Origin of the sequence: Streptomyces justiciae, from assembly GCF_015163075.1 — a bacterium.
Lineage (GTDB): Bacteria > Actinomycetota > Actinomycetes > Streptomycetales > Streptomycetaceae > Streptomyces > Streptomyces justiciae.
This window is the reverse complement of the sequence record NZ_JADDXU010000013.1, coordinates 189,465-213,913: the sequence shown is the minus strand read 5'-3', so window position 1 is coordinate 213,913 and position 24,449 is coordinate 189,465. Positions and strand designations below refer to the sequence as shown.

The window sequence follows — 24,449 nt, the reverse complement described above, 5'->3', positions numbered from 1 at the left end:
AAGCGCGTCAGAGCGAGGCCGGAGCCGCCTGTCCCACGCCCCGGCGTTTGCGGCGCCCTGCCTACAGTGCGAGTGCGACGAGCGTCGTGGCGGTACGGGATCGTCAATACCAGCTGGGGCCGCACGTCCAACGTGCCCGAACAGCACGGCTAGGGCCTCCGCCCCGCCGAAGCCGAGCGCGGCGAGGAGGACGCCCCCGGGGGCGCAGGTTGCCGAGGAAGACCGTGGGCGATGAAGCCGCGGCCGGCCGTCATGTCCCGTACGAAGAAGGCCATGTAGCCCATGCCGAGGAAGACCCCGGCGAGTCCGGCGTGCTGGACGCCTCGTACCGGGACGCCGGGCAAGGCGAGGAGATTGGGGTCGACCAGCCGCCGAACGCGGCGAGCAGGTACCGCGTGGGGACGCAGCGCGGCCGCCAGGAAGACACTGGCAGAACGCTGCAACCGATCACGCCTAATCGCCTCCGCCGTCACCGCCGCCGTCACCGCCACCATCGCCGCCGCCGTCACCCCCGCCGTCACCGCCGTCCGAGCCCCAGCCGTCACCACCGCCGGATTCGTTGTCGTCGCTCCCCCTGCCGAGGTTGCTGAACCAGGCGCGGTCCCACCCGTCGTCGGCGGCGATCGGCTCACCGCCCGTCACCGGGCGCCGCTCCGCCCGGAACCGCGCGAGGCCGGTACCGTCCCCGAGTCACCTCACATCGCGGGAGCGCGACGTGTTGCTGCTGGTCGCCGAGGCCTGCACCAACGCCGAGATCGCCTACCGCCTCGGCATCGGCGACGAGACCGTGAAGACACATGTCTCCCGGATCCTGACCAAACTTGGCCTCCGCGACCGAGTCCAGGCCGTGGCCTACGCGCACCTCCACGGCCTCGTCAAACACGGCTCGTCCCCCGACCCGACGAGCACCACCCGCGACCGGCACACACGCGGACCCGGCGGACCGTAGACCTGAGTGGCAGAGCACCTCTCGGGAAGAGCTCGCGCTCGCCCCAAAGGTCCGTCGTCTCTCAGGATTCCGGCCTCCGCGAGCATGCCGAGGAGTCGCGTCTTGCCGTTCCGGTCCAAGCCCTCGACTCGTACGAGAAGTGGCAGGCCAAGCACTCGAAGGCCACAAGAAGGCTGGGAGTGGCTCCGCCCAGGAGTGGCCTCCGGGCAAGGAGAAGACCTGGGATGCCCCAAAGATCCCCCGACCTCTCGCTCGTGTAGGTCGGGGCGTTTTCATGTATCTAGCTGCAGTTCTTCTTCTCCAGCTCTTCGACGTAGTTGTACGCCGCGTTGCTGCCCTGCTTGCCAGGCGAAAGCTTCACGATCGCCTTGTCCTTCTCAGGGTTGCCGCTGAGGTACGCCTCGGTCAGGACGTACGGCAGTCCGTCCACGCGGAAGCGGATACTGCCGTCGGGGTACGCGCTGACGCGGACCTTCCGGCCGTCGGGAAGCTCGATCGGATCGGCGACGAAGTGAGCCTTGAGGGGCTGATCAGCCATACAGACCTCCAGGTCATACAGGCGTGAAAGAGCCGTCAGCGTACCGCCAAGCTGGAAGTGACCGTGGGTAGTTCATCGAGAGAGGTCAACCTTCGCCGCATCTGAGAGAAAGTTCGCCGTGTATGCGGGAGTTGCGGCCGTCGGTGGTGGGCTGGGTCTGCGGGTACGGCGTGAGCCTCGCTCCCAGGCGTACGCCGAGTTTCTTGACATGGGTCACCAAGTCGAGGAAGCGCCCGCTGACGAGTCATCTTGATCGTGGCCACTTGGCTCGTCGCCAACGCCACCCGAGCAGTCGTGGTGGCGGACACGGCGCGTGGAGAGCAGTCTTTCCGGGTGATCGGGACCCTCGAGCGCATCGGTCAGCACAGCGGCCGGTGGCGGGACTTGGTCCTGGTCGAACGCCGCAGTGGCTGCTCGTGATCCGCACCCTTTACAGGGAACTCCCCGCCGACGCGGGATGGTTCGTCTCCGATCGCCCGCCCGGTGTGCTCGATCCGGCTGTGGCAGCCAAGTGCCTGAGCGCGGTGATGGGTTTGCGTCGTCCGTACGCGACTGCCGTCGCTGTTCCGTCGGTGTGGGTCCAGGTCAGCAGTGCACGGCCCTCGGTCACACTGCCGTCAACCGTGGTCGGTTCGCCCAGGAGCGGCAGGTGGCCGACGATTTTGACGGACAGTCCGGCGACCTCGGTCCAGAAGTAGTCGTCCTGCGACGGTCCGGAAGGAGGGAGACCGAGGGCGGAGGCGGCCGCAGTCTTGCCCTGGGCGACGGCGTTGGACCAGAACGGTGCGCGTCGGTGAGGCCGGGTGGCGTTGCCGCGAAGGTATGTGACGTCGCCGGCTGCGAACACGCCGGGAGCGGTGGTGGCACACGCGTCGTCCACGCCGACGCCGAGGCGGTCGGCGAGGCCCGTCCCGGCCAGCCAGTCGACGCAGGGCACCTCTCCGGCGCAGGTCACCACGAGGTCTGCCGTGAGTTCGGTGCCGTCGGGGAGCGCCACGCCGTGCACGGGGTTGCCGGCGAGGGCGGCGAAGCCGGTGGCCTGCACGAAGCGGATGCCGTGCGCCGCAGCCCGTGCGGTGATGGCGGCGGACAGGTGGCCGCCGAGGATGCGGTGCAACGGCCGGTCGGTGTCCACGACGGTGACCGGGATGCCGCGGGCGGCGCAGGCGCTGGCCACCTCCATGCCCAGGAAGCCGGCGCCGATCACGATCGCCGTAGCAGCGTCGTCCAGGCGGGTGCGGAGCCGGCGGGCGTCGTCCAGGGTGCGCAGGACAAGTTCGCCCCGCTGCCCGGGGACGGCGAGCCGGCGGGCGTTCGCGCCGGTGGCGACGATCAGTGCGTCGTAGCCGACCTGCCGGCCGTCGGCGGTCGTGACAGTGCGGCGCCGAGGCTCGGCCGCGACGGCTGCCGAGCGGATGACGCCGATGTCGAGGCCGTCGAGGGACAGCCCCAGGGTGTGGTCGGCGGCCGGTCCTTCAGGACTGCCTTGGACAGGGGCGGGCGGGAGTAGGCGCCCTCCTCTTCCGCGCCGATGATCGTGACCGGTCCAGTGTGGCCCAGGGTGCGCAGGTGACGGGCGGCGGTGGTGCCGGCGAGTGACTCGCCGACGATGAGCACCGAGCGCGGTGCGGTCACGACAGCACTCGCAGCGCGGCGACCGGGCACGCGTTGACCGCCGCGCGGGAGGCCGGCTGATGCTCCTCGGGAACCTCGGCACCCTCGAAGTGGTAGGTCAGTTCGGCGTCGTCGTCCAGGCTGAAAACGCCGGAGGCCTGGTCGGCACACAGGCCGTGGCCTTCGCAGCGGGCGTAGTCGACGGAGATCTTCATCGTGCGGTCCTCACAGGGCGTGCGGTGGGGTTCAGGCCGGGATGAGTTCGAGCGGCAGGCGCTCGAGGCGGTGGATGACGTTGTTCAGCGCCCACTCGGGTGTGCCGGCCGGCTCGATGCGGTCGACCTTCTCGACCAAGGCGCGGAGTATCGCGGAGGTCTCCATGCGGGCCAGGCCCTGGCCGGCGCAGCCGTGGGTGCCCTGCCCGAAGCCGAGTTGGCGGGCGGCGTCGCGGCGGATGTCGAAGGTGTCCGGGTCGTCCCACTCCAGCGGGTCGCGGTTGGCGGAGCCGTACAGGACCAGCACCCGGGAGCCCTTGGGCAGAAGGGTGCCCGCGAGTTCCGTGTCATGGGCCGCGGTTCGCGAGAACCCCCGGATCGGGGACTCGTACCGGACGACCTCGTTGACCGCACTCGCCACGAGGTCGGGATCCGCCTTCAGCAGACGCCACTGTTCGGGGTGAGTGGCGAACAGGTGCAGCGCGCTGGAGATGGCGCTGATGGTCGTGTCCAGGGAGGGCGCCAGGTAGTCGATCATCATGGTGGCACACTCGGCCGGCATGATCCGGCCCTCGTCGGCAGCGCGCAGCAGGTCGTGGCCCAGGCTGCTGTCCAGCACAGACCGGTCCCGGACGACACCGCGCGCGTAGCGCAGCATGCCGACGGACGCGGGAAGTGTGCGCACCGCCTGGCAGTTGAGCGGGCCCAGGGCGTCGAAGGTAGCGCCGGCCCAGCGCAGCAGGTGCTCGCGGCCCTGTCGGGGCCAGCCGACCAGGTCGGGGACGACGGACATCGGCAGGGCCATGGCGACCTCCACCGCATCGATGGTGCGCCGGGCGACAGCGGCCTCGACCACGGCGACCGCCTGCTGGTCGACCATGTCCTTCATGGTGCGCAGCGCCCTGGGGGTGAGGCGGTGCGCGAGCAGGGAGCGACGGCGGGCGTGGTCGTCGCCGTCACTGAACAGGGTGGTGCCCTGGCCCACGCGGTTGGCGACGGGGTTCAGGGCGACGCCGCCCGAGGAGACGAAGGTGTCGTCGTCCAGCAGTACCTGCTTGCATTCGGCGTACCGCGGCAGGGCGTAGACCTTGTGCTTGCTCAGCCACACCACGGGGCCCAGGTGACGCAACGCGGCGTAGTGCGGATACGTGTCGCGGATGGCGGCTGCCGAGTACAAGTCGGGGTGGTAGACGGGAGTCTCTGTACGCGTGGGCATGAACAGTCCTCCTGAAGGAGCCAGTGGAACGGCTTGGCTACTCACAGGCCAGCCCGCCACACGATGCCTATGAGCAACTTGTAATTATGAGGAAATCATCAAGCCTGACAGAATGCTCCGTCAAGAGTCGCGTCGGAGTCGCAGAGCCGATGTCCAACCGGGCTCGCCCTCCGGCCGCCCCGCCGTTCTCGGCCCAGAGCGTCCTGCCCTGCGAACTGGGCAACCCGCCGAAAGGGGCCCACGGTTCGTCCCCCACCCACTACTCGTTCACGTGCGCGATGTCGGTGCGGATCCGGCATGCCGCCTTCAGGCCGGGGGGGTGCCGTTCTCGGTGAGGACGCCACAACTAAGGCCTCGCTGTGGTGCAGCTCCACGCGCTCGGGCAGGCCGGGATCGCCACTCAGCAGATCGGCGACCTTCGCGGTGAACCGCATGCAGATCTGGCCGTCAGGATGACTTCCGGACCACCAGCTCTGTGCGGAGGATGACGTGGCGCCAGGCCACGGACTGCTCCTCCATCTCCTCCAGCAGCAGCTTGATCATGGCCCGCCCCATCTGCTCCAGCGGCTGTCGCACCGTGGTCAGGGGCGGCTCAGTGCGCTGTGCCAGGGGGAAGTCGTCGAAACCGATGACGGCGACATCCTCGGGGACCCGGCGTCCGGCCGCGCGCAGTGCGTGCAGCGCCCCGGCCGCCGTGGTGTCGGAGGCGGCGAGGACGGCGTCGAGCTCGGGGTGGCGTTCGAGGAGTTCCGTCATGGCGCGGCGACCGCTCTCCTCCGAGAAGTCGCTCTCCGCCACCCAAGACCGTGACGTCTTCTGGCCGGCCAGCGCCAACGCGTCCTGGTAGCCGCGCAGTCGACACTGGGCGGCGTACATGTCCAGTGGCCCGGTGATGGTGGCAATCGCCCTGCGGCCCTGTTTCAGAAGGTGGGACACGGCGTCTCGGGCGCCTCCCACGTTGTCCGCGTCGACGTAGCTCACGTACTCGTCGCCCGAGCGACGTCCCAGCAGCACCGTCGGCACCCGTGCCTCGGCGAGCATGTCCGGCAGCCTGTCGTCCGCGTGCACCGACATCAGCAGCACGCCGTCGACCCGGCCTCCTCGCGTGTACTCCAGGAAGCGCTGCCGTTCGGCCTTCGAGCGGACCAGGGTCAGCATCAGCTGCATCCCGGTGTCCGCCAGCGCATCGCCGAGTGAGCGGACGATCTCCGAGAAGAACGGCTCTGCGAACTGCCTCCAGTCCGGCTCCGTCAGCACGAGGGCCACGGCGTCCGCTCGCCGGCCGGCCAGGGAACGGGCCGCGAGATTGGGCACGTACCCGAGTTCTTCGATGGCTCGCTGCACAGCTCGGCGCGTCGACTCCTTCACACCGGCCGCGTTGTTGATCACCCGGGAGACCGTGCCCCGTCCCACCCCGGCGTGGGCAGCCACCTCTTCCAGAGTCGGCGCTCCAGGTCGTCGCCCGGCCATGACCACCTCCCCCACCCGCGAGATCACCGATCTTACGGGGCGGAGCAACCGGGCACATGCCTTCCGCACATGATCGACCGGGTCGGCCGGAAAGGGGTCTCGATCGCGGTGTCCGCCGCGGAGGAGCCCGCCGGACGGCACCGCGGACCCGCCCAGCGGCAGACATGCCGGCCGGGCGGTTCCGCGGTCCCGGGTGCGCGCGGTGGGGCAGCGGGCAGGTTCTCAGGACGGCCGGGACCGGACTGCGCGTCCCGGTGGCCTCACGCGGTGGTGCAGGACGTGCCGTTCAGGCCGAACGCGGACGGCTTGGCGAAGGCTCCGTCGTACGTGCCCTGGAACCCGAAGGAGACCTGACCGCCCGGCGCGATGGACGCGTTGTAGGCCATTCCGCCGGCCGTCACAGCTCCTGAGGAGGGTGAGATCTGGGCGCTCCACGCACTCGTGATCTTCTGCCCGGACGGCAAGGTGAACGCGAGTTTCCAGGCGTCGACGGGCGAGGAGCCCGTATTGGTCACGGTGACGTCCGCCGTGAACCCGCCCTGCCACACGTTGGTGCCGTAGGCCACCTTGCAGGCCGACGAGCCACCCGTACCTCCGCCGGTGCCGCCGCCGAGGTTCACACTGGAGGAGAACGAGTTGACCGCCAGCCCGGCGCCGTTCTGCCAGGGCTCGAAGCCTGCCTGAATGCTCGTCAGGTACCAGTTGTCCTGGGCGAGTCCGCGGGAGACGGCCTGGCGGACGAAGTCCATCACGTCGAAGTTCCAGCTGTCGATCGCCGACGGTGCGACGAAGGACAGGACGTCGTTGCCGCCGTTGTTGCCGGACCACACCTGCCACTGACGCCCGGCCACGGTGGCGGAACCGACAGGCGAGCCCACGGGCTGCACGGAGCCCACCCGGTTGAACCAGATCATGATCTCCGTGCGGTTCACACCGTCGGTGCGGGGTGTCGGGTCCAGCCAGATGTCGTAGGCGGCGTCGTAGACCGCGCCGCTCACATAGGTGTAGGAGATGCCCGTGGGGGCGCTCGCGATGGAGCTGAGCCGGGCCGGGAGGTTCGTGCCGGGCGAGCAGTTGGTGTAGTGGCAGCCGTTGTACACGGAGGGGTACGACTTCGGGGCGCCGTTGGTCGGGACCGAGCCGTCGGCCTGGGTGACCCTGAAGCCCGAGTCCGTGACGGAGATGCACTGGGTGGCGCTGGTCCCCCAGCGGTTGTTCTGCACGACGTAGCGGCCCTGGATGGTGGTGGAGCCGAACTCCTCGCAGATCGTCGTGTCGGCTTGCGACGCGGGGGCCGAGCCGAGCAGCGCCGCGAGTGCGACGAGCGTGGTCAGCACTGCGCCCCACAGGGCTCGTGTTCCTGGCTTGTGCTGTACGGGTTGCATGCAGTTCCTCCGCGGGTGCTTTCAAGAAGTGGCAGATTGTTGGCCAAAGGTTTGGGAGCGCTCCCAAAATTCGGACAGTCACGATTGCGGGCATGCCCCTGACAAGAAGGTGGGGGGCCTCCCTTGTGCGAGGGGGAGCCGTGGCGGGGCTATTCGAGGAGCTCCGCGTACGAGCCCATGGCCAGTGCGATGTCGGCCTGGACCCAGAACCGGTGGTAGGTGAAGACGGGGGCGGCGCCGCCCTTCAGGTAGGCCTCGATCTTCGACCATGCCGGATGGTTCTTGTAGAAGGACCGGAGGGAGAGGAAGGTCGACGAGGCGTTGATCGCGTCACCGTTCGGCATCGTGCCGGTCCAACCGCTCGGCACGCCGTCCAGCAGGGCCTTCGCCGTCGACTTGGCCGTCGCGTACCCGGACTTGGCCCCGTAGGAGGCGAGCGTCTTGGCGTACGCGGCTGCCACGCCGACGTCGTTGGTGTAGTCGGCGACGGTGACGTGAAGTCCGCTGTTGGCGCCGGGACTTGACGCGTTCCACGTGTCCGGCTTGCCCGACCACTGCAGCGTGGAGGGGATCTGGTAGGCGCCGTCCGGGTTGATCGTGGTCTTGGACAGCGCCCACTTGACCCACTTGTCCAGGACCTGCTTCGCCTGGGCGTTACCCGTCTGCTGGTAGAGCTCGGCCACCCGCTCCATCGACCATGCCTGGAACCCGAACCACTGGTTGGAGGACGGGTCGTGGTAGACGGGCTTCTCGTCGTAGTACATGCCGTAGAAGGCCGGCGTGCCCGACGGCGGCGTGGCGTAACGGCCCTGCCAGCTGTTGGTCGCACCGCCCGCGATAGCCCCCTCGTCCGACTGCAACCACCGGTAGAACTCGATCTGGCGTTGCAGTGACTTGCTCCAGTCGCCGGCGCCCGTCGCCGACTTGGGCATCAGGTCCGCGTAGTACCAGGACAGCAGGTAGTGCGAGGCATCCTTGCCGGTGCCGGCCGGGCAGGTGCTCGGGCCTACGCAGTTGCCGATCTTCTTGAAGTACTTGTCGAACATGGCGTACCGCAGGTAGTCGCCCATCTTGGCCGCCTTGGCGACGGTGGCCGACATGTCGCCGCCCTTGCCCTGTTCCTTCGCCCAGACGTCCGCCCAGTACGCGGCCTGCACGGCACGCGCGTCGGCGTCCGGGGCGTCCGTGTACTTCCACTGCTTGGCGTAGGAGCTGTCACCGGTGAACAGGTCCAAGTAGCCGTTCTTGCCGCCGTACTTGAAGGCGTCGCAGGTCGGTTGCGGCACCATCTCCCGGACCGATTCCTGAGGACCGCGCTGGCAGGTGTTCAGGTACGACGGTCCGCTCGCCGTGGGGCAGTGCATGCCGTAGACGTCGTCCGTGCCGTACGCCGACTTCAGCTCGTCGGCGATCGGGGCCGTTCCAACCGAGACCGACGCGTCGAGCTTCACGGGGTACACGTTCGGCGTGTCCGCCTCCAGCGCATAGGTGGCCGGCTTGGAGGCGTTGTAGAAGCCGCTGGTGGGCTGGTCGGCATGGGTGGGGATCATGTACTTCTCCATCAGGCCCCACGCACCGTTGAACTTGGACCAGTCCCCCGTGACCCTGCCGTACATCGCCTGGAGCCACAGCAGATAGCCGTAGGCCTCCGACGTCGTCTCGTGGCCGTGGTCCGGCGCCTCGACGATCAGCGTCTCCACCGAGTGGTACGGAATGCCCTGCGGGGAGAAGTAACCGTTCGCAGGGTTGGTGATCTTGCCGTAGAGGTCCAGGAAACGGGCGTCGTACGTCTTGGACGCGGCCAGCTCCGTGACGGTGACGGCCGCCTTCGCGTAGCCGGTGGCCGATGCCGTGCACGGGGCCGCGCCGGTCCCCGAGGAGTCCGCGGTCACTGTCACCTGCTGCGCGGTGTTCCAGTTGGACGGCGTGAAGGTCAACGACGAGCCGCTGGTCACCGACAGCCCGGTGTTGCCGCTTGTACGCTCCACGCTCAAGGTCACGTTCGAGGCCGGCTGCGTGGAGGGCTTCACGGAGGGAGCTCCCGACTTGCCCTGCTGCACGGCGAGTTGACTGGGCGAGAGCACGAGTGCCGGTCCCGCCGCGACCGTGACGCCGACAGGCGTGGACTCTCCGGAGGCGCCCAGGCTGTCGTACGCCTTCGCCACCAGGGAATGACTGCCCACGGTCAAGTCTGAAGCGGAGAGCGGGTACGGGGCAGTTGTGTCGGTGCCGAGCAGGGTGGTGTCGTCGTAGAACTCCACCTTGCTGATCGTGGCGTTGTCGGCGGCTGCCGCGGTCGCGGCGAGCGGGACCGGGTCTCCCTTGGTGTAGACGGCGCCCGGCTTGGGGCTGGGCAGCACGGTCATCGGGGGCTGGTGCGCACCGTTGCAGGGCGTGCCGTTCACCGCGAAGGGGGTGGGTGCCGCGTTGGTTCCGCTGCAGCCGAACTGCGCGCCCGCGGTCACCGCGGCACCTGCGGCGATGGTGGCGTTGTACGAGGCGTTCTGCACGGTGACCGTCTGGCCGGACTGCGACCACGTGCCGTTCGGGCCGTTCACGAGCTTCTGGTTGCCCGTATAGCCGAACGTCACGGTCCAGCCGTTGATGGCGTCCGTTCCGCGGTTGGCGAGGGTGAGATCGACGGTGAAGCCGGAGCCCCAGTCGTTGGTCCTGTAGTCGACGCTGCACTCAACACCCGCCGCCTGAGCAGGTGTTGGGCCGACGGCGAGCATCGACAGGGGCAGGGCGAACGCGGCTCTGCGATTACGTCCGGGATCCATGTGCTGGTTCCTCCTCGCCGTACACGGCTCGGTGGGGGGTCAAGGCCTGAACCAGTGGGAGCGCTCCCATCTTGGGGATGGACACCGTTCGCGTCAATACATTGAGAAGTTGAATCGTTCGAACCGGTTGCCCTTACAAAAAAGTTAAGCAACCACCTGTGAAATCACGGCGGTTGGCGCTAGCGTCCCGTCGCACCAGTGGGAGCGATTCCATCACTAGGCGCAGCCATCACGATGCGCTCGGCTGAAAGGAGTCGCTCATGCGACACCCCCCGCACACAGCACCCTTCCTCGCCGCCCCTGCGGGCCGCGCGCACTTCGGCCTCGTCGACGCCTGCGGCGCGTGCCGCCGGTCGCCGAACGCGCACACGGCTCCCGCCCGAGCGCTGCTCAGCGCCTGACCGCGGGCCGCCCAGCACGCCATCACCCCAACGCCTGTCCGCCACCGGGCACTTGGCCGCCGTGCGGTGATCCGACGGGACCGCTTCACCCCGTGGGCATCTCGCCCGGACGCCTGGCCCTGCCCTGATGACGGCAGTTGCCTTGCCCCCTGCCGCTCCGGGCAAGCGATCGCCTGCTCGCGTTGGAGCCGCTCGCACCCAGAAGGAGAAGGAACTCCCCTCATGAGTCGCACAAGAACGTCACTGCTCGCCGCACTGGCCCTGCTCACCGGGACCTCCGGCGCCGCCCTCATCGCCGCCCCGGCCGGCGCCAGCACCGCGGCCACGCCCTGCACCGTGGACTACAAGGTGCAGAACCAGTGGGACACCGGCTTCACCGCCGCCGTCACGATCACCAACAACGGTGCGGCCAAGTCGAGTTGGGCGCTGAAGTGGTCGTACGCCGGAAACCAGAAGATCAGCAACGGCTGGAACGCGAAGGTCAGCCAGAGCGGCGCCGCCGTCGCGGCCGCCAACGAGAGCTACAACGGCACGCTCGCCACCGGCGGTTCGGCCAGCTTCGGTTTCCAGGCGTCCTACAGCGGGACCAACGCGATCCCGGCGACGTTCACGCTCGACGGCGTGACCTGCAACGTGGACGGCGGGCCCACCGACCCCGGACCGACCGACCCGGGACCGACGGACCCGGGGCCGACCGACCCCGGACCGGGCGGGCCGAAGGCCGCCAACCCCTATGTCGGCGCGAAGGTGTACGTCAACCCCGAGTGGTCCGCGAAGGCGGCCGCCGAACCGGGCGGCAGCCGTATCTCCAACCAGCCCACCGCGGTGTGGCTGGACCGGATCGCCGCCATCAACGGCGTCAACGGCGGCATGGGCCTGCGCGCTCACCTGGACGAGGCGCTGAAGCAGAAGGGGAGCGGTGAACTCGTCGTCCAGCTGGTCATCTACGACCTGCCAGGTCGTGACTGCGCGGCCCTGGCCTCCAACGGCGAACTGGGACCGAACGACCTCGACAAGTACAAGTCCCAGTACATCGACCCGATCACCTCGATCCTCTCCGAGTCGAAGTACGCGGGCCTGCGGATCGCCACCGTCATCGAGCCCGACTCGCTGCCCAACCTGGTCACCAACGCGGGCGGGACCAACACCACCACCGACGCGTGCGTGACCATGAAGAGCAACGGCAACTACGAGAAGGGCGTCTCCTACGCCCTGGACAAGCTCGGCGCCCTGGCGAACGTCTACAACTACATCGACGCCGGCCACCACGGATGGCTCGGCTGGGACAGCAACCTGGGCCCGTCGGTGCAGGAGTTCGCCAAGGTCGCCACGTCCAACGGCGCGAGCATGAGCGACGTGGCCGGCTTCATCGTCAACACCGCGAACTACAGCCCGGCCAAGGAGCCCCACTTCAAGGTCACCGACTCGGTGAACGGGCAGACCGTGCGCCAGTCGAAGTGGGTGGACTGGAACCAGTACGTGGACGAGCAGTCCTTCGCGCTCGGGCTGCGCGACAAGCTGGTCGCGGCCGGGTTCGACTCCGGTCTCGGCATGCTGATCGACACCTCGCGCAACGGCTGGGGCGGATCCGCCCGGCCCACCGGCCCCGGTCCGCTGACCTCCGTGGACGCCTACGTCGACGGCAGCCGCATCGACCGACGCATCCATGCCGGCAACTGGTGCAACCAGAGCGGTGCCGGAATCGGTGAACGCCCCACCGCGGCGCCCGCCGCCGGGATCGACGCCTACGTGTGGGTCAAGCCTCCGGGTGAGTCCGACGGCAACAGCTCGGCCATCCCGAACGACGAGGGCAAGGGCTTCGACCGCATGTGCGACCCGACCTACGGCGGCAACGCCCGCAACGGCAACAACCCCACCGGCGCCCTGCCGAACGCACCGCTCGCCGGGCACTGGTTCTCCGCCCAGTTCCAGCAGCTCATGCAGAACGCCTACCCGCCCCTGCCGTAACCCTGTGACCCGGTGAGTGGCCGCCGGGGCCGGTCGTTGAGCGACCGGTCCCGGCTCAGGCATGCGTCGTTGCCCCTCCCCCTTGGCGAGGTCGCGCACTGGCTTCCGCTTGACAGAACCTTATTATCGGCAACACTGTAACCATTATGAGCACCTGGTCTGAGCCGCAGCCCGATTCCCGCTTCGTCGTCGTGGACGGCCAGCAGATCCACTACAAACGCACCGGGCGAGGTCCCGCACTGGTGCTGCTGCACGGCAGCGCTTCGTCGCTCCAGCACTTCGACCGTGCGGCGGGAACACTGTCGGAGTCGTTCGACGTCATCCGCCCCGACCTGCCCGGGTTCGGCCTGACCGGCCCTCGCCACGACCGCGACTACCGCATCCCCACCTACACGGCGACGGTGGCGGGTCTGCTGGAGGCACTTGAGGTCCCCCGCTACGCGGTGGCCGGCAACTCGCTGGGCGGCAACATCGCCTGGAATCTCGCCCTGGACCACCCGGAGCGGCTGACCGGACTGGTGCTGGTCAACGCCACCGGATACCCGGAGAAGGCAATACCGGCCGGCATGCGCCTGACCCGCAATCCGCTGCTGCGACCTGTCCTGCGGCGCGTGATGCCGCGCGGCGCCATCGAACGCAACCTGCGCTCGGCCGTCGGCCCACGGTCCACCGTCGTGGACAAGGCCATGATCGACCGCGCCCACGCGCTCATGAGCCGTCCGGGCAACCGCTCGGCCTTCGTCGACTTCTGCAACACCGACCAGCCCGACCGCTCCGCACAGATCTCACGCATCGCGGTGCCCACCCTCGTGCTGCGCAGCGCGAGCATCGACGGCCAGCACTTCGCCCGCGACATCCCCGGCGCCGAGGAACTGGTGCATCCCCGCGGCGGTCACCTACTGCCGGAGGAGGAACCGCAGTGGGTCGCGGACGCGATCGCCCGGTTCCTCGCTTCTTCCGCCGGCAGCACCGCGCACTGATGCCAAGGAGTCCCGTTCCATGAAGTACTTCGTCGCATCGGGCGAGGACCGCCGGCTCACCGCCGAAGCACGGCACGCCATGCCGGGCAGCTTCATCGAGCTGTCCGACGGCATCACCCACTACGAACTGACAGGCCCCGAGGACGCGGACGTCGTCGTCATGGCGGGCGGACTGACCATCCCGTTGTTCTACTGGGACAGCCTCGCCACCGAACTCAACACCCGCGGACTGCGCACCCTGACCTGCAGCGCCTACGGCCGCGGCTACTCGGACCGAGTACGGGCGCGATACGACGAGAAGCTGTTCGCGCGCCAGCTCGCCGAACTGACGGACCGCCTCGGTCTGACGACACGGCCCCTGCACCTCGTCGGCACCTCCATGGGCGCACTGGTCAGCATGACCTACGCCGCCCAGCACCCCGCATCCGTCGCCACCCTCACCATCGTCGGCCCTGCCGGTCTCGCCCAACCCCGGCTGACCTCCCCCCACCGACTGCTGCGCAACGACTGGCTGGCCGGCCTCATCGCCCGGCGGCGCGGCCGGCAGATACTCCAAGGACACCTGGGACACAACGTCCGCGACCCCCAACTCGCCGCGGAACTGACCGAGATGGTCCTCGACGCGTTCCGCTTCGAAGGCTCGCTGTACGCGGTCTTCGACACGCTCCAGCATCTGCCGGTCTCCGGCCGTGAAGACCTCTTCCGGCAGACGGGGGCTCTGGGCATTCCGACACTGCTGCTGTGGGGCGACCAGGACCAGGTCACGCCCATGGCCCACTTCGACACGGCCCGCACGCTGCTGAGGCCTCAGCAGCATCAGGTCATTGCCGAATGCGGCCACATGGCCCCCTTCGAACGGCCCCGCGAAGTCGCCGACCAGATAGCCCCGTTCGTGGCCGCGCGCACCGAAAGGCTCGACTCGTGAACCGCCCGCACGTCATCGACGTCCTCGTCGTCGGCGCAGGCCCCTCGGGTTCCGCCGCGGCCATCGACCTCGTACGCCGGGGACTGGATGTACGCCTCGTCGACAGGTCCCCCCATGCCTTCGACGGCTCCCGCGCCAAGGGCATCCAGCCCCGCAGCCTCGAAGTCCTCGAAGACCTCGGCGCCCTCCACGAAGTACTGGCCGGCGGCAGCGTCTACCCCAAGCTCGGGCTGCACGCGGGGCCGCTCGCCGTGCCGTGGAAGATGTTCCCCCACAAGGAGGCGAGCGCCGACGTCCCCTACCCGAACACCTGGCTGATCCCCCAGTTCCGCACGGACCGCGCACTGCACGCCCGGCTGAGCGAGCTCGGCCTCAAGGTCGAGTTCGGCCGTGAGCTGACCGAGCTGACGCAGGGCGAGGACACCGTGGTCGCCACGGTGGCAGGCGCGGACGGTACGGAGGAGATCGTCGCCCGCTACGTGGTGGGCGCAGACGGTGGTTCCAGTGCGGTGCGCAAGCAGCTCGGCATCGGCTTCGTCGGGACGACACACGACAGCGACCGCATGCTCATCGTCGACGCCTCGGTGACCGGCCTGGCCCGTGACCGCTGGCACATGTGGCCCGGCCTGGGCGGCAAACTCATCGGCGCCTGCCCACTCCCCCACAGCGACATGTTCCAGTGGATGATCCGCCTCGCGCCGGACGAGAAACCGCCCTCGCGGAAGGACGACATCCTCCGGCGGATCCACGACCACACCCGGAACAGGCGCATCCAACTGCACGACATCCACTGGACGTCGGTGTTCCGGCCCAACATCCGCCTGGCGGAGAACTACGGCCGAGGACGTGTCTTCCTCGCCGGTGACGCCGCGCACGTCCACACCCCGGCCGGCGCCCAGGGCCTGAACACCGGTGTCCAGGACGGATACAACCTCGGCTGGAAACTCGGCCAGGTCCTCGCCGGGGCGGAACCGGCACTGCTGGACACCTACGAGGCCGAGCGGCAGCCGATCGCCGCCGGAGTCCTGGGCCTGTCCACGGCGAAGTGGGGAGGCATCGCCAAACTCGACCCGTCGAGCATGAAACGCGGCAAGGACGAGCAGCAACTCGCCCTGACCTATTACGGCGGCCCGCTCGCCCCCGCCGACGGCATGCGCACCACGACCCTGCGCGTGGGCGACCGCGCACCGGACGCCGAACTGCTGGGCACCGAAGGCCTCCCCACCCGGCTGTTCGACGTCTTGCGCGGGCCACACTTCACCGCCCTCGCCTACGGCCCCGGCGCCGCCCGCGACCTCAAGCAACTCGCCTGGCCGACCACGGGCGCCCAGCTGAAGCGGCTCGTCGTCGGACCGGTGGCCACAGACGGCTTCGCCTTCTCCGACACCAAACACACGCTGCGGCGTGCCTACGGCCTGACCGGCGACACGCTGCTGCTGATCCGCCCTGACGGCTACATCGGACACATCGCCACTTCGGACTTCCTCACCACCACACAGACAGCCGTACGAGCCATGACGCCGTAGGCAAGGAGCCACACCATGTTCCAACAGCCCCACACCAGCCCCGGCTCGGGAGTAGCAGCGTGAGCCGCACGCTGCTGCGCGGAGCGCAGGTCATCACCATGGCGCCGGACCGGCCCGACGCCGAGCACCTCGACATCCTCATCGACGGCGACCACGTCGCCGCCGTCGGCGAGAACATCGAGGCATCCGACGCCGAAGTCATCGACCTCTCCGGCCGCATCGTCCTCCCCGGCCTGATCAACGCCCACTTGCACACCTGGCAGACCGCGCTGCGCTCGGCAGGCGCCGACTGGACGCTGATGGAGTACCTCACCCACCTCCACGGCGAGTGCGTCGGCCATTACACCCCGGCCGACATGCACATCAGCAACCTGGCCGGCGCACTGAACCAGATCAACTGCGGTACGACCACGGTGGGCGACTGGTGTCACAACGCCCTCTCGCCCGAGCACGCCGACGCGGCCGTGGAGGGACTGCTCCAGGCGGGAATCCGCGCCGTCTTCCTGCACGGCACGCCCTACCGGTCACCGGAGACTTCTCACCCGCTCGCCGAGATCGACCGGCTGCTCGACGGCCCCGTCCGCGAGCACACCCTCCTGACCCTGGGCATGGCTCTGCAAGGGCCGCAGTATTCCTCGCCGGAGACGGCGGTGGCTGATTTCCGAGCCGGCGCGGACCGCGGTCTCGTCGTCTCGATGCACCAAAGCGGCGGAGAACTCTCCCCCGGCTGGGAGGCCGTGCGGGCCTCCGGACTGTTCAGCCCCCTCACCAACATCGTGCACGGAGCCGATCTGCCCAGCGCCTGGATCGAGATGCTCGTCGAGGCGGGCGTCACCTTCACCACCACCCCGGAGAACGAACTGGGTCAGGGGCACGGCACCCCCGTCACCGGAGCTTTGCTGCGCCTGGGCGCGGCGCCCTCCCTGGGCACGGACATCGACACCGCCGTACCGGGCAAGGTCCTCACCGCGGCTCGGATCGCCCTGGCCCATCAGCGCAGCCTCGACCACGCCCAGTACCGAGAGATGACCGGCATGCACGCCAACGCGGCCTCGGTCACGGCGAAACAGGCACTGGCCTGGGCCACGGTCGAAGGGGCGAAGGCGCTGGGCCTGGCCGACCGGGTGGGCCGGATCGAGGCCGGCATGCAGGCCGATCTGGTCGCCGTCGACGCCCGGGCCATCAACCTGTGGCCGGCGTACGACCCCATCGCCACGGTCCTGCACGCGGACATCGCCAACATCGAAGCAGTGCTGGTCGCCGGCACCTGGCGCAAACGCGATCACGCCCTGCTCGCACCCGGCCTCGACGAACTCAGGGAACAGCTCCGCGAGTCCGGGCAACGGCTGCTGCGCAGCATCGGGAGTGTGCGCAGCCACGCCTGACCACACGGCGAATCGACATACGTGCTAACGGCCAAGGTCGGTCGCTCCACGACCCCACCCGTGGGGCGGACCGATCCACTCCCTCAGGTACGAGGAGATGGTGGTGTTCGGCTCCGCTCCGCGTGCCGCGGCGCGCACCGGCCAGGTGTCGGCGGCACTCCTGTTCGCGGTCGAGGGAATCGGCGTGACGGAGACACCGAAGAAGGCTGTGCCTCTGCGCTGGTCGTGTCATGCGCGCCGGATCGGGCTGGGCTCGTTCCGGGAGCTGGTGGTGTTCACTCGTCACGCAGGCGCTCGAGTCCGCTGACAAGAAGTTCGAGGCCAAAGGAGAACTCTTCCTCCAGCGGAATGGGCATCTCGGAGGCAACGGTGAGGGTTGCCGGGAACAGGTCCGGATCCACGCTCTGGAAGACGGCCGCCGCCTGTGCATCGTCGGACTGGCCCGCTCCCTCCTGCCGGTTGACCTGTACGGCAAATCCGAGGACATAGCGAGCCAGGGTCGCATACGCGTGCGCGGCCTGCCGCGGCCGGAAACCGTTGTCGAGCAGCACCGCGACACACCGCTCCCGCATTGCCATCGCCTTCGGCCCCAGGGGAACCTGCTCGACCATCAGGCGTGCCGCGTTCTGGTGCCGGGACAAGGCGTCGAACATGGTGTGCGCTGCCGTCCGCACCGCCTGCTGCCAGCCCATCGCCCGGAGCTCGTCGCCGTTCAGTTCCACGGCGCCGAACATGCGGTCCACGACGTGGGCGATCAGCGCTGCCCGGTTGTCGAAGTGCCGGTACAGCGTGGCCGTGCCCGATCCCAGACGCTGGGCCAACGTCCGCATCGACAGAGCGTCGGCGCCCTCCTCGTCCACGATCTGCAAGGCCGTGGAGACAATGCGTTCCAACGGCATGGGAGGGCGACCAGGGGAACGCCGCGCGGACGCAGCACCGGCTCGCCTTGGATCAGCTGCTGCCACGGGACGTTTCACCTCCTCGGACGGGCACCATAACAGCAACACCGTATCCGATATGAAAGCGGACATGCCCACGGCAGCTGCGCTCAGAAGCACCGGTCGGTAACCGGCACCTTCCGCGCCAGGGCCCGCACCGCCTCGCCCCAGGCCCAGGACACCCCCTCCCCCACCCTCATACGGAAACCAGGCGGACAGATCCGCGCATGCCGCCGTCCATTTGAACGCCAGCCTGCCCCCCCGGCTGTCAAAGCCGCAGCGGTCGCCTCCCGTGCGGGCGTCACTGCGTACGCGGCTGCCACTCGAGCATCATGATGGTCGCGTCGTCGCGGAGTCGGCTGGTCTCCGCGTCCAGGACGGAGTGGATCAGCCGCCGCAGGCTCTCCGGGGCCAGCTCTCCGGCGGCGGTTGCGCGGATGACGTAGTCAGCGAACCGCTGGAGCCCGAACAATTCCCCGTCATGGGTACGGGCCTCGGTGACACCGTCGGTGTAGAGCAGTACCCGGTCGCCCGGGCGCAGGGTCACCTCGTGGATAGTGCGGCCACGGTCGCTCAGCAGGAACGGCAGTCCCAGCGGAGGGTCGGCGTCCCTTTCCAGGGCGTGCTCCATCATCCGGTGGTCCCGGATGAGCAGGGGCGCGGGGTGTCCGCAGTTGCACCACCGCAGAACGCCCGAGGCCAGATCCAGTTGGGCGAGGATGCCGGTGCAGAACTGGTCGGGCAGCCATTGGGCGAGGGCCTCGTCCACCGTCTGCACCAGTTCCGGCAGTTCGGCTCCGATCCGGCGCGCGTTGCGGCATGCCGCCAAGGCAAGGGCGCTGGTCAGGCCGGAGGCGAGGTTATGTCCCATGGCGTCGAGGACGGTGGCGTGCAGGGCCATCTCGGTGAGGGCGTGGTCGAAGGCGTCGCCACCGATCTCATAGGCGGGTTCGAGGACAGCCGTGGAGACCACGCGGTCGTTGCCGATCGTCCGCGGCGGCAGGAATGCGCGCAGCATCTCGGAGGGCAGCTGCATGCGTTCGGTGCGGGTGCGCTGGACGTAGGAGTCCTTGAAGGTGCGCCGGGAGGTGACCATCATCGCCACGAGCGTGGCCAGGGCCTTGCCGCAGTTCAGGGACGCGGCGGTGAGTGAGGGGCCGTAGACGGCCAGGACGCCCAGGCGTTCGGCGCCGTCCAGCAAGGGGAACCAGGCCGTCATCGCGCCGGACTCCGTGGGCTCGACCCGCAGGGACTGGGTGCGGTACGTCCAGCCGGCCAGGGAGTCGTCGATGGGCAGTGTCGCGGTCACGTCGGTGAGCGGGACCAGGTGACGCTGCTGGATGTCCGCGAAGTAGGCCACTGAGTGATGCAGCCCGAGGGCCTTGGTGCAGCGGGCCAGGGCGGTGGTGAGGTCGACGGTCCGGTTGGTCGGGTCGGCCAGGAACTGGTGCAGCTGGTCGTCACCGGCATCGGGCATCGTCGCCCCGTTTCGCCTCCCTGTTTCGCCTCCCTCAGGCCCCTTGCCGTCTGGGGCCCGTCATTCAGCAGTCTCACACCGGGAACACGCGAGCGCACTCGGACGGCCGTCCACCGGCTGACGCGGGACGCCGGAACCAGGAGCGGTGCTGCACCGGACGACCGCGACGCCGTACGCTCCCGCGGAGCGCTGCGATGGCCCGCGCCCGCCAGCGCGGCAACCAGCTTCTTTGATCCGCAGCCAGCATGCGGGGCGCAATCGCCGGTCACGTCGATGCGGGCTGGCTCGCAAGCGCGGTGCCAAGCAGCCACACCACCAACACGACCGGCCAGGCCTTCCCCGGACCCATCGGCATGCGCGGCTGCGCCCGCCTCTGGGACCGCGCGGACGTCACCGAATGGTTCACCCACCGTGCGCCGGCACGGCTGGCCGGTCACACACCGCCCTCGCTCGCCCCGGATACGTTGCTGTACGCCGCCCAGCCTCTCGAGGTATCTCGGCTCCAAGAACCCCAATCAGGTCACCATCTCCGTCCGTGACGACCCCGGCTGCTTCCCCGACCTCGACGTCACCGAAGAACTCGGCACGGCCGAGAGATCACAGCTCCGGTCACCCAGGCTGCCTGACTGCTGGCACGAATAATCACGGTCGGCCCATTTCTCGCGCGGCTATCCTCCACGGGATGCCACTTCACCAGTACGCCTACTTCGCGCTGTTCAGCCGGCGAACCTCGGCAGACGACATGACCTCGCAGCTGGGCATCACACCTGACGAGGTGACCGTTCGCGGCAGCCGGTTCACCGAGCCGGCGGTGGTTCCGGTCGACCACTCGTGGATGGTTGTCTGCCGGGAGCCGGGTCTGCGCGTCGACGAGCAGATCGCCCGCATTCTCGACAGGCTCCAGCCCCACACAGACCGCATCCGCGACCTCACCACGTATTTGGCCGGCACCGGCGGCGGAGCAGTGCTTCAAATCGTGCGCTACTTCAACTACACCGACCCCCAGCCCGGCGCAGTGGATGCCCCCGACCCCTTCGGTTGGCATCTGGACCGCAAGGCCCTGGACTTCCTCAGCGCCACCGGAGCCGAGCTCGACATCGACGAGTACGACATGGCCGGAGCCGAGGACGCCAGGTGAGCACATGAGTCGCACTCCGACAGCTTGACAACAGCATTAGAAAGCGAGCCCGGCACGCATATGCACGCCCCGCCCGGCGGCAACACCCAGGGCGTGAGCAACCTCGACCCCACCCCGACCTACCCCTTCGGGCACGGACTGTGGTACACGACGTTCGATCAGCTTTACACCACGGATCCGGTCGCCCAACTACCACGCTCGGTAACTCAGTTGACCGGCTTCACTCGAGTCCAGCACCGACACTTGGCTGAGGGGCAGCATCCGGCTCACCGGCCTGGCCCGCCGGGTCGGACACACCCGAGGACTGCACACGCCGACATACTCCGACTGATCCGTCGCCTCTTCTCTCTCCTCCTGCGCCCGCGCCACCAACGCCCGGGCGTTCCTCCTGGTCTACGGCGGCGGAGCAGTGGTCGATGAGGCGGCGGCGTCGGCCACCATGAACCTGCGGCAGCGCCTGGCCGATCCTCTGCTCCGCAATCCCATCATGGTGCTGGCGCCGATCTCGGCGTACCTCCTGGCCGAACTCATCGAGGCCTCGGGTGTTCTCGCGGTCATGGTGAGTGGTCTGATCATCCGTGCCGAGCATCGCCGACGGGCCCGGACAAGGCGACTGAATCGGGGCCGCCACGGCGGTCCAGGGCAAGCGAGCCTTCTTCACCACGCTCAGCGGCTTGCCCCGACCGTGAGAGCGGAATGCGTGGGTTCGGCTACCTTCCCGACTCCCAAAATCGAGCGCCACGAGCTTGAGATTGTGGCGAACTCGCAAAAATTTGACGGGAGTTGTGAAGGAGGACAAGAATTCGCGTCGCTCGCTGCGTCTGAAGCGAGCCAAGTGACGCGAGTGGCTTATCCCCAGACCTCTTGGTCTCTGCGCATGAGGCCGTTCGCGCCCGCTACCTCCCACACTCCTGATTCCACAGAGGCAAATCTTGACGCGCTCCCCCCGCTCCAGAACCTCGGCCGCCCTCGCCGCGACCGCTCTCCTCGCCTGCGCCACACCCCTGCTCGGGGCCGCTGCCGCGAACGCCACTACAGGAGGCGGCTGCCAGTCCGCCACCGTGCAGTACCGCATCGTCGACGCAGACGGACGCCCGGTCGGCGCCGACTGGACCTCGCAAGGCGGCTTCCACCAGTGGAACTCCGCCCCCGGCACGGTTGAAGTGCGCCTCGCCCCGGGACAGACGGTCGGCGACGGCTGCAAGTACCCGGTGTCGCTGGCCGAATACACCACCGAAGGCTCCAACTGGTACACCTCCGGCCACCAGACCCTCGTCGACCACGCCACCGTGTACCTCACCACCGCCGACATCGCGGACACAGACAGCGGCAAGCACACCTGGCAGAAGCTGACGGTGAAGACGCCCGACTGCTACGGGCAGATCGACCTGTACGGCGACGACATCATCTACGACGGCAAGACAGAAGACGGCCACGGCCCCGCCCCGTACCAGCCCGACAACGTCGTCACCCCGTACCACCTCATCGCCGCGTGGAACGGCGGGGACAAGCCCTGCACCCCCGACCAGCCCGACTCCCCCACCCCGACGCCCTCGGAATCGACGCCGATCACCCCGAGCACGCCTCCCCCCAGCCAGCCGCCCGCCGAGGAGACGACTCCCCCCGCCACCCCGTCGACCCCGTCCACCGAAACCACCCCGCCCACCACACCGGACGTCCCGCCGATGGAGTCGACGCCACCTGCCACCCCGACGCCCTCGCCCAGCGACAGCACCCCGCCACTGGCCGAGACCGGCTCCAGCGCACCGGTCGGCCTGATAGCCGGCGGCGCCGCCGTAGTGATCGCCCTCGGTGCCGGCGCGATCTACACGACCCGCCGCACGCGCCGCTCGTGACCACAGCCGCAGGGCAAGGCGTCACACCGTAGGACGTCCGGCAGCTCCGCCGAACCCACACCTCCATCCGACGCGTAGGAGGCTGGGCGGCGGAGCTGCCACAACAGAGCTGTTCGTCGGATCTGGTAGGAGAGCGCGTCGGCATTGTCGGCGTGAGGTGCAACGAGCGGGGCGAAGTCCTCGATGTTGGCTGCCAGTTGGATCATCTCGGGGCAGGCGGCGCAGCAACTCGTGTTGCTCGGCTTTGAGATTGGCGGCCCGGTCAGCAGCATCCGGGTGAGCCGACACAACGGCCCCGGACCACACCTCGAACAAACCGCTTGGATCCACCCTCTTCCGTTGTGTACGCGGGAAGCGAACTCCCGTACCCACCAACCACCGTCTTTGGCCATAGCCAGTGGGTTATCGTTCCGCCGGTGGGCGGTGGGGCGCCCCAAAGGGGGAATTGTGGTAGCGAATGGCGAGGGGTCGCGGCTGGTCGCGACCGAGGGCGGCCACCGTGTGACACCGGCCGAGCTCTTCTTCGACTTGGTGTTCGTGTATGCGATCACTCAGGTCACCGCACTGATGGCGGCCGACCCGAGCGGGTTGCGGCTGCTCGGTGGGATGGTCGCGCTGGCGCTGCTGTGGTGGTGCTGGTGCTGTTTCGCCTGGCTGGGGAACGTCGTACGGGCCGACTCCGGCGCGATGTTCACCGTGCTGGTGTCCGTCATGGCCGTCGTCCTCATCGTGTCGCTGGCCGTGCCCGAGATCTACGACGACGCGCCCGGCGGACTGCACGCCCCTCTGGTCTTCGTCCTGTGCTACGGCGCCGTCCGCGTCCTTCACCTGGTCACGTACTGGCTGTCCGACCCCACCGACCAGGCACTGCACCGCGTCTTGCGCCGCACCGCCCTGCTCTCGGTGGCCCCGCCCTTCGCCCTGCTCCTCATCGGTGCGGCGTTCACCGGCGCCACCCAGATCCTGATCTGGCTCGCCGCCGTGGTCATCGACTACCTGGGCATCTTCCTCACCGGAAAATCGGGCTGGCGGGTCGCCTCACCCGGCCATTTCGCCGAACGCCACGGCCTGATCGTCATCATCGCCGTCGGCGAGTCGATCGTCGCCATCGGCGTCGGGGTCTCCGGCTTCGCGCTGAGCACCCCGGTCGTGGCCGGTGCCGCCCTGGGGCTGCTCGTCTCCGCAGGACTGTGGCGCGTGTACTTCCGTCAACTCGCCGAGACGGTCGAGCATCGGCTGACCACCGTGACCGGCGACGACCGCACCCGGCTGGCCCGCGACGCGTACACCTTCCTCCACCTTCCACTCGTGGCCGGAATCGTCCTGACCGCCCTCGGCATGAAGAAGGCCCTCACGCAGATCGCCGACACCGGCCACTACGACCTGACCGACCCCCTTCACGGGGTCGTTGCCTGGGCCCTGCCCGGCGGCGTCGGAGTCTTCCTCCTCGCCTCGGCCGCCCTGCTCTTCCGCACCACGAGCCACCGCTCCCCGCTCCTCCTCGCCGGCGGAGCCGTGTGCCTCGTCGCAGGACCCGCCGTCACCTTCGTCCCCTCTCTCGTCGCCCTGGCCGCCCTGGCCGCGCTCGTGACCGCTCTGGTCCTCGTCCAGGACACCACCGCCCGGCCCCATGAGACCGCCGCCGGCTGAGCCCTGGGCCGGCCAGCCCCTGCGCAGGTCAGCGAGGA

General features: G+C 68.9%; 22 protein-coding genes. 10 read left to right on the top strand and 12 right to left on the bottom strand.

The window, feature by feature from the left end; translation table 11 throughout:
• Nucleotides 1–149 precede the first annotated feature (149 nt).
• On the bottom strand, nt 150–545 hold the full coding sequence (locus tag IQ210_RS31965; RefSeq protein WP_228048676.1) for a hypothetical protein: 396 nt from the start codon (nt 543–545) through the stop codon (nt 150–152).
• On the bottom strand, nt 454–642 hold the full coding sequence (locus tag IQ210_RS31960; protein WP_194082728.1) for a hypothetical protein: 189 nt from the start codon (nt 640–642) through the stop codon (nt 454–456). The genes IQ210_RS31965 and IQ210_RS31960 overlap by 92 nt, the downstream gene beginning before the upstream one ends.
• Between IQ210_RS31960 and IQ210_RS31955 the strand changes: the two genes are divergently transcribed.
• Complete coding sequence (locus tag IQ210_RS31955) at nt 560–949, top strand: response regulator transcription factor (RefSeq protein WP_194082642.1); 390 nt, start codon at nt 560–562, stop codon at nt 947–949. The two genes, IQ210_RS31960 and IQ210_RS31955, sit on opposite strands and share 83 nt — an antisense overlap.
• Nucleotides 950–1,229: 280 nt before the next feature.
• On the opposite strand, the gene IQ210_RS31950 is transcribed toward IQ210_RS31955, so the two are convergent.
• From IQ210_RS31950 to IQ210_RS31920, 8 genes are all read right to left on the bottom strand, one after another.
• The gene (locus tag IQ210_RS31950) at nt 1,230–1,487 is read right to left on the bottom strand and encodes a hypothetical protein (RefSeq protein WP_194082641.1); all 258 of its coding nucleotides are present in this window, start codon (nt 1,485–1,487) and stop codon (nt 1,230–1,232) included.
• 430 nt (nt 1,488–1,917) lie between these two features.
• On the bottom strand, nt 1,918–2,904 hold the full coding sequence (locus IQ210_RS31945; protein ID WP_322657167.1) for an NAD(P)/FAD-dependent oxidoreductase: 987 nt from the start codon (nt 2,902–2,904) through the stop codon (nt 1,918–1,920).
• The gene (locus tag IQ210_RS47425; protein ID WP_228048776.1) at nt 2,820–3,122 is read right to left on the bottom strand and encodes an NAD(P)/FAD-dependent oxidoreductase; all 303 of its coding nucleotides are present in this window, start codon (nt 3,120–3,122) and stop codon (nt 2,820–2,822) included. Before IQ210_RS47425 ends, IQ210_RS31945 begins: the two co-directional genes overlap by 85 nt.
• Nucleotides 3,119–3,316, bottom strand: coding sequence for a ferredoxin (locus IQ210_RS31940; RefSeq protein WP_194082640.1), 198 nt, complete (start codon nt 3,314–3,316; stop codon nt 3,119–3,121). The genes IQ210_RS47425 and IQ210_RS31940 overlap by 4 nt, the downstream gene beginning before the upstream one ends.
• A gap of 31 nt (nt 3,317–3,347) precedes the next feature.
• Nucleotides 3,348–4,532, bottom strand: a complete 1,185-nt coding sequence (locus IQ210_RS31935; RefSeq protein WP_194082639.1) for a cytochrome P450 — start codon at nt 4,530–4,532, stop codon at nt 3,348–3,350.
• Between the two features lie 447 nt (nt 4,533–4,979).
• A complete protein-coding gene (locus IQ210_RS31930; protein ID WP_194082638.1) occupies nt 4,980–6,002 on the bottom strand; it encodes a LacI family DNA-binding transcriptional regulator in 1,023 nt (340 codons plus the stop codon).
• 260 nt (nt 6,003–6,262) lie between these two features.
• Nucleotides 6,263–7,387 carry a GH12 family glycosyl hydrolase domain-containing protein gene (locus tag IQ210_RS31925; protein WP_194082637.1) on the bottom strand — a complete coding sequence of 375 codons (1,125 nt, stop codon included), beginning with the start codon at nt 7,385–7,387 and terminating at the stop codon, nt 6,263–6,265.
• A 149-nt stretch (nt 7,388–7,536) separates the two neighbouring features.
• Nucleotides 7,537–10,167 (bottom strand): glycoside hydrolase family 48 protein, encoded by a 2,631-nt coding sequence (locus IQ210_RS31920; protein WP_194082636.1) that lies wholly within the window; start codon nt 10,165–10,167, stop codon nt 7,537–7,539.
• Nucleotides 10,168–10,427: 260 nt separating this feature from the next.
• On the opposite strand from IQ210_RS31920, the gene IQ210_RS31915 reads away from it, so the two are divergent.
• From IQ210_RS31915 to IQ210_RS31890, 6 genes are all read left to right on the top strand, one after another.
• Nucleotides 10,428–10,568: a hypothetical protein gene (locus IQ210_RS31915; RefSeq protein WP_194082635.1), complete on the top strand. Its 141-nt coding sequence runs from the start codon at nt 10,428–10,430 to the stop codon at nt 10,566–10,568.
• A 222-nt stretch (nt 10,569–10,790) separates the two neighbouring features.
• On the top strand, nt 10,791–12,536 hold the full coding sequence (locus IQ210_RS31910; protein ID WP_194082634.1) for a glycoside hydrolase family 6 protein: 1,746 nt from the start codon (nt 10,791–10,793) through the stop codon (nt 12,534–12,536).
• A 146-nt stretch (nt 12,537–12,682) separates the two neighbouring features.
• Complete coding sequence (locus IQ210_RS31905; RefSeq protein ID WP_194082633.1) at nt 12,683–13,516, top strand: alpha/beta fold hydrolase; 834 nt, start codon at nt 12,683–12,685, stop codon at nt 13,514–13,516.
• A gap of 19 nt (nt 13,517–13,535) precedes the next feature.
• On the top strand, nt 13,536–14,441 hold the full coding sequence (locus IQ210_RS31900) for an alpha/beta fold hydrolase (protein WP_194082632.1): 906 nt from the start codon (nt 13,536–13,538) through the stop codon (nt 14,439–14,441).
• Nucleotides 14,438–15,967 carry an FAD-dependent oxidoreductase gene (locus tag IQ210_RS31895; protein ID WP_194082631.1) on the top strand — a complete coding sequence of 510 codons (1,530 nt, stop codon included), beginning with the start codon at nt 14,438–14,440 and terminating at the stop codon, nt 15,965–15,967. The genes IQ210_RS31900 and IQ210_RS31895 overlap by 4 nt, the downstream gene beginning before the upstream one ends.
• 59 nt (nt 15,968–16,026) lie before the next feature.
• The gene (locus IQ210_RS31890) at nt 16,027–17,352 is read left to right on the top strand and encodes an amidohydrolase family protein (protein ID WP_194082630.1); all 1,326 of its coding nucleotides are present in this window, start codon (nt 16,027–16,029) and stop codon (nt 17,350–17,352) included.
• Between the two features lie 275 nt (nt 17,353–17,627).
• Here the strand turns inward: IQ210_RS31890 and IQ210_RS31885 are convergent, their stop codons facing one another.
• Complete coding sequence (locus tag IQ210_RS31885; RefSeq protein WP_194082629.1) at nt 17,628–18,251, bottom strand: TetR/AcrR family transcriptional regulator C-terminal domain-containing protein; 624 nt, start codon at nt 18,249–18,251, stop codon at nt 17,628–17,630.
• A 340-nt stretch (nt 18,252–18,591) separates the two neighbouring features.
• The gene (locus IQ210_RS31880) at nt 18,592–19,767 is read right to left on the bottom strand and encodes a PP2C family protein-serine/threonine phosphatase (protein ID WP_194082628.1); all 1,176 of its coding nucleotides are present in this window, start codon (nt 19,765–19,767) and stop codon (nt 18,592–18,594) included.
• Between the two features lie 682 nt (nt 19,768–20,449).
• Between IQ210_RS31880 and IQ210_RS31875 the strand changes: the two genes are divergently transcribed.
• From IQ210_RS31875 to IQ210_RS31865, 3 genes are all read left to right on the top strand, one after another.
• On the top strand, nt 20,450–20,905 hold the full coding sequence (locus tag IQ210_RS31875) for a DUF4279 domain-containing protein (RefSeq protein WP_194082627.1): 456 nt from the start codon (nt 20,450–20,452) through the stop codon (nt 20,903–20,905).
• Nucleotides 20,906–21,837: 932 nt separating this feature from the next.
• On the top strand, nt 21,838–22,761 hold the full coding sequence (locus IQ210_RS31870; RefSeq protein ID WP_194082626.1) for a hypothetical protein: 924 nt from the start codon (nt 21,838–21,840) through the stop codon (nt 22,759–22,761).
• Nucleotides 22,762–23,208: 447 nt separating this feature from the next.
• On the top strand, nt 23,209–24,411 hold the full coding sequence (locus IQ210_RS31865; RefSeq protein ID WP_194082625.1) for a low temperature requirement protein A: 1,203 nt from the start codon (nt 23,209–23,211) through the stop codon (nt 24,409–24,411).
• The last annotated feature ends 38 nt before the right edge of the window (nt 24,412–24,449 follow it).

Bases quoted from the DNA above. Each gene is read 5' to 3' on its own strand.
- IQ210_RS31880 (WP_194082628.1), bottom strand. From the start codon at position 19,767: ATGCCCGATGCCGGTGACGACCAGCTGCACCAGTTCCTGGCCGACCCG.
- IQ210_RS31900 (WP_194082632.1), top strand. From the start codon at position 13,536: ATGAAGTACTTCGTCGCATCGGGCGAGGACCGCCGGCTCACCGCCGAA.
- IQ210_RS31885 (WP_194082629.1), bottom strand. From the start codon at position 18,251: ATGCCGTTGGAACGCATTGTCTCCACGGCCTTGCAGATCGTGGACGAG.
- IQ210_RS31930 (WP_194082638.1), bottom strand. From the start codon at position 6,002: ATGGCCGGGCGACGACCTGGAGCGCCGACTCTGGAAGAGGTGGCTGCC.
- IQ210_RS31940 (WP_194082640.1), bottom strand. From the start codon at position 3,316: ATGAAGATCTCCGTCGACTACGCCCGCTGCGAAGGCCACGGCCTGTGT.
- IQ210_RS31925 (WP_194082637.1), bottom strand. From the start codon at position 7,387: ATGCAACCCGTACAGCACAAGCCAGGAACACGAGCCCTGTGGGGCGCA.
- IQ210_RS31910 (WP_194082634.1), top strand. From the start codon at position 10,791: ATGAGTCGCACAAGAACGTCACTGCTCGCCGCACTGGCCCTGCTCACC.
- IQ210_RS31920 (WP_194082636.1), bottom strand. From the start codon at position 10,167: ATGGATCCCGGACGTAATCGCAGAGCCGCGTTCGCCCTGCCCCTGTCG.
- IQ210_RS31905 (WP_194082633.1), top strand. From the start codon at position 12,683: ATGAGCACCTGGTCTGAGCCGCAGCCCGATTCCCGCTTCGTCGTCGTG.
- IQ210_RS31875 (WP_194082627.1), top strand. From the start codon at position 20,450: ATGCCACTTCACCAGTACGCCTACTTCGCGCTGTTCAGCCGGCGAACC.
- IQ210_RS31935 (WP_194082639.1), bottom strand. From the start codon at position 4,532: ATGCCCACGCGTACAGAGACTCCCGTCTACCACCCCGACTTGTACTCG.
- IQ210_RS31915 (WP_194082635.1), top strand. From the start codon at position 10,428: ATGCGACACCCCCCGCACACAGCACCCTTCCTCGCCGCCCCTGCGGGC.
- IQ210_RS31950 (WP_194082641.1), bottom strand. From the start codon at position 1,487: ATGGCTGATCAGCCCCTCAAGGCTCACTTCGTCGCCGATCCGATCGAG.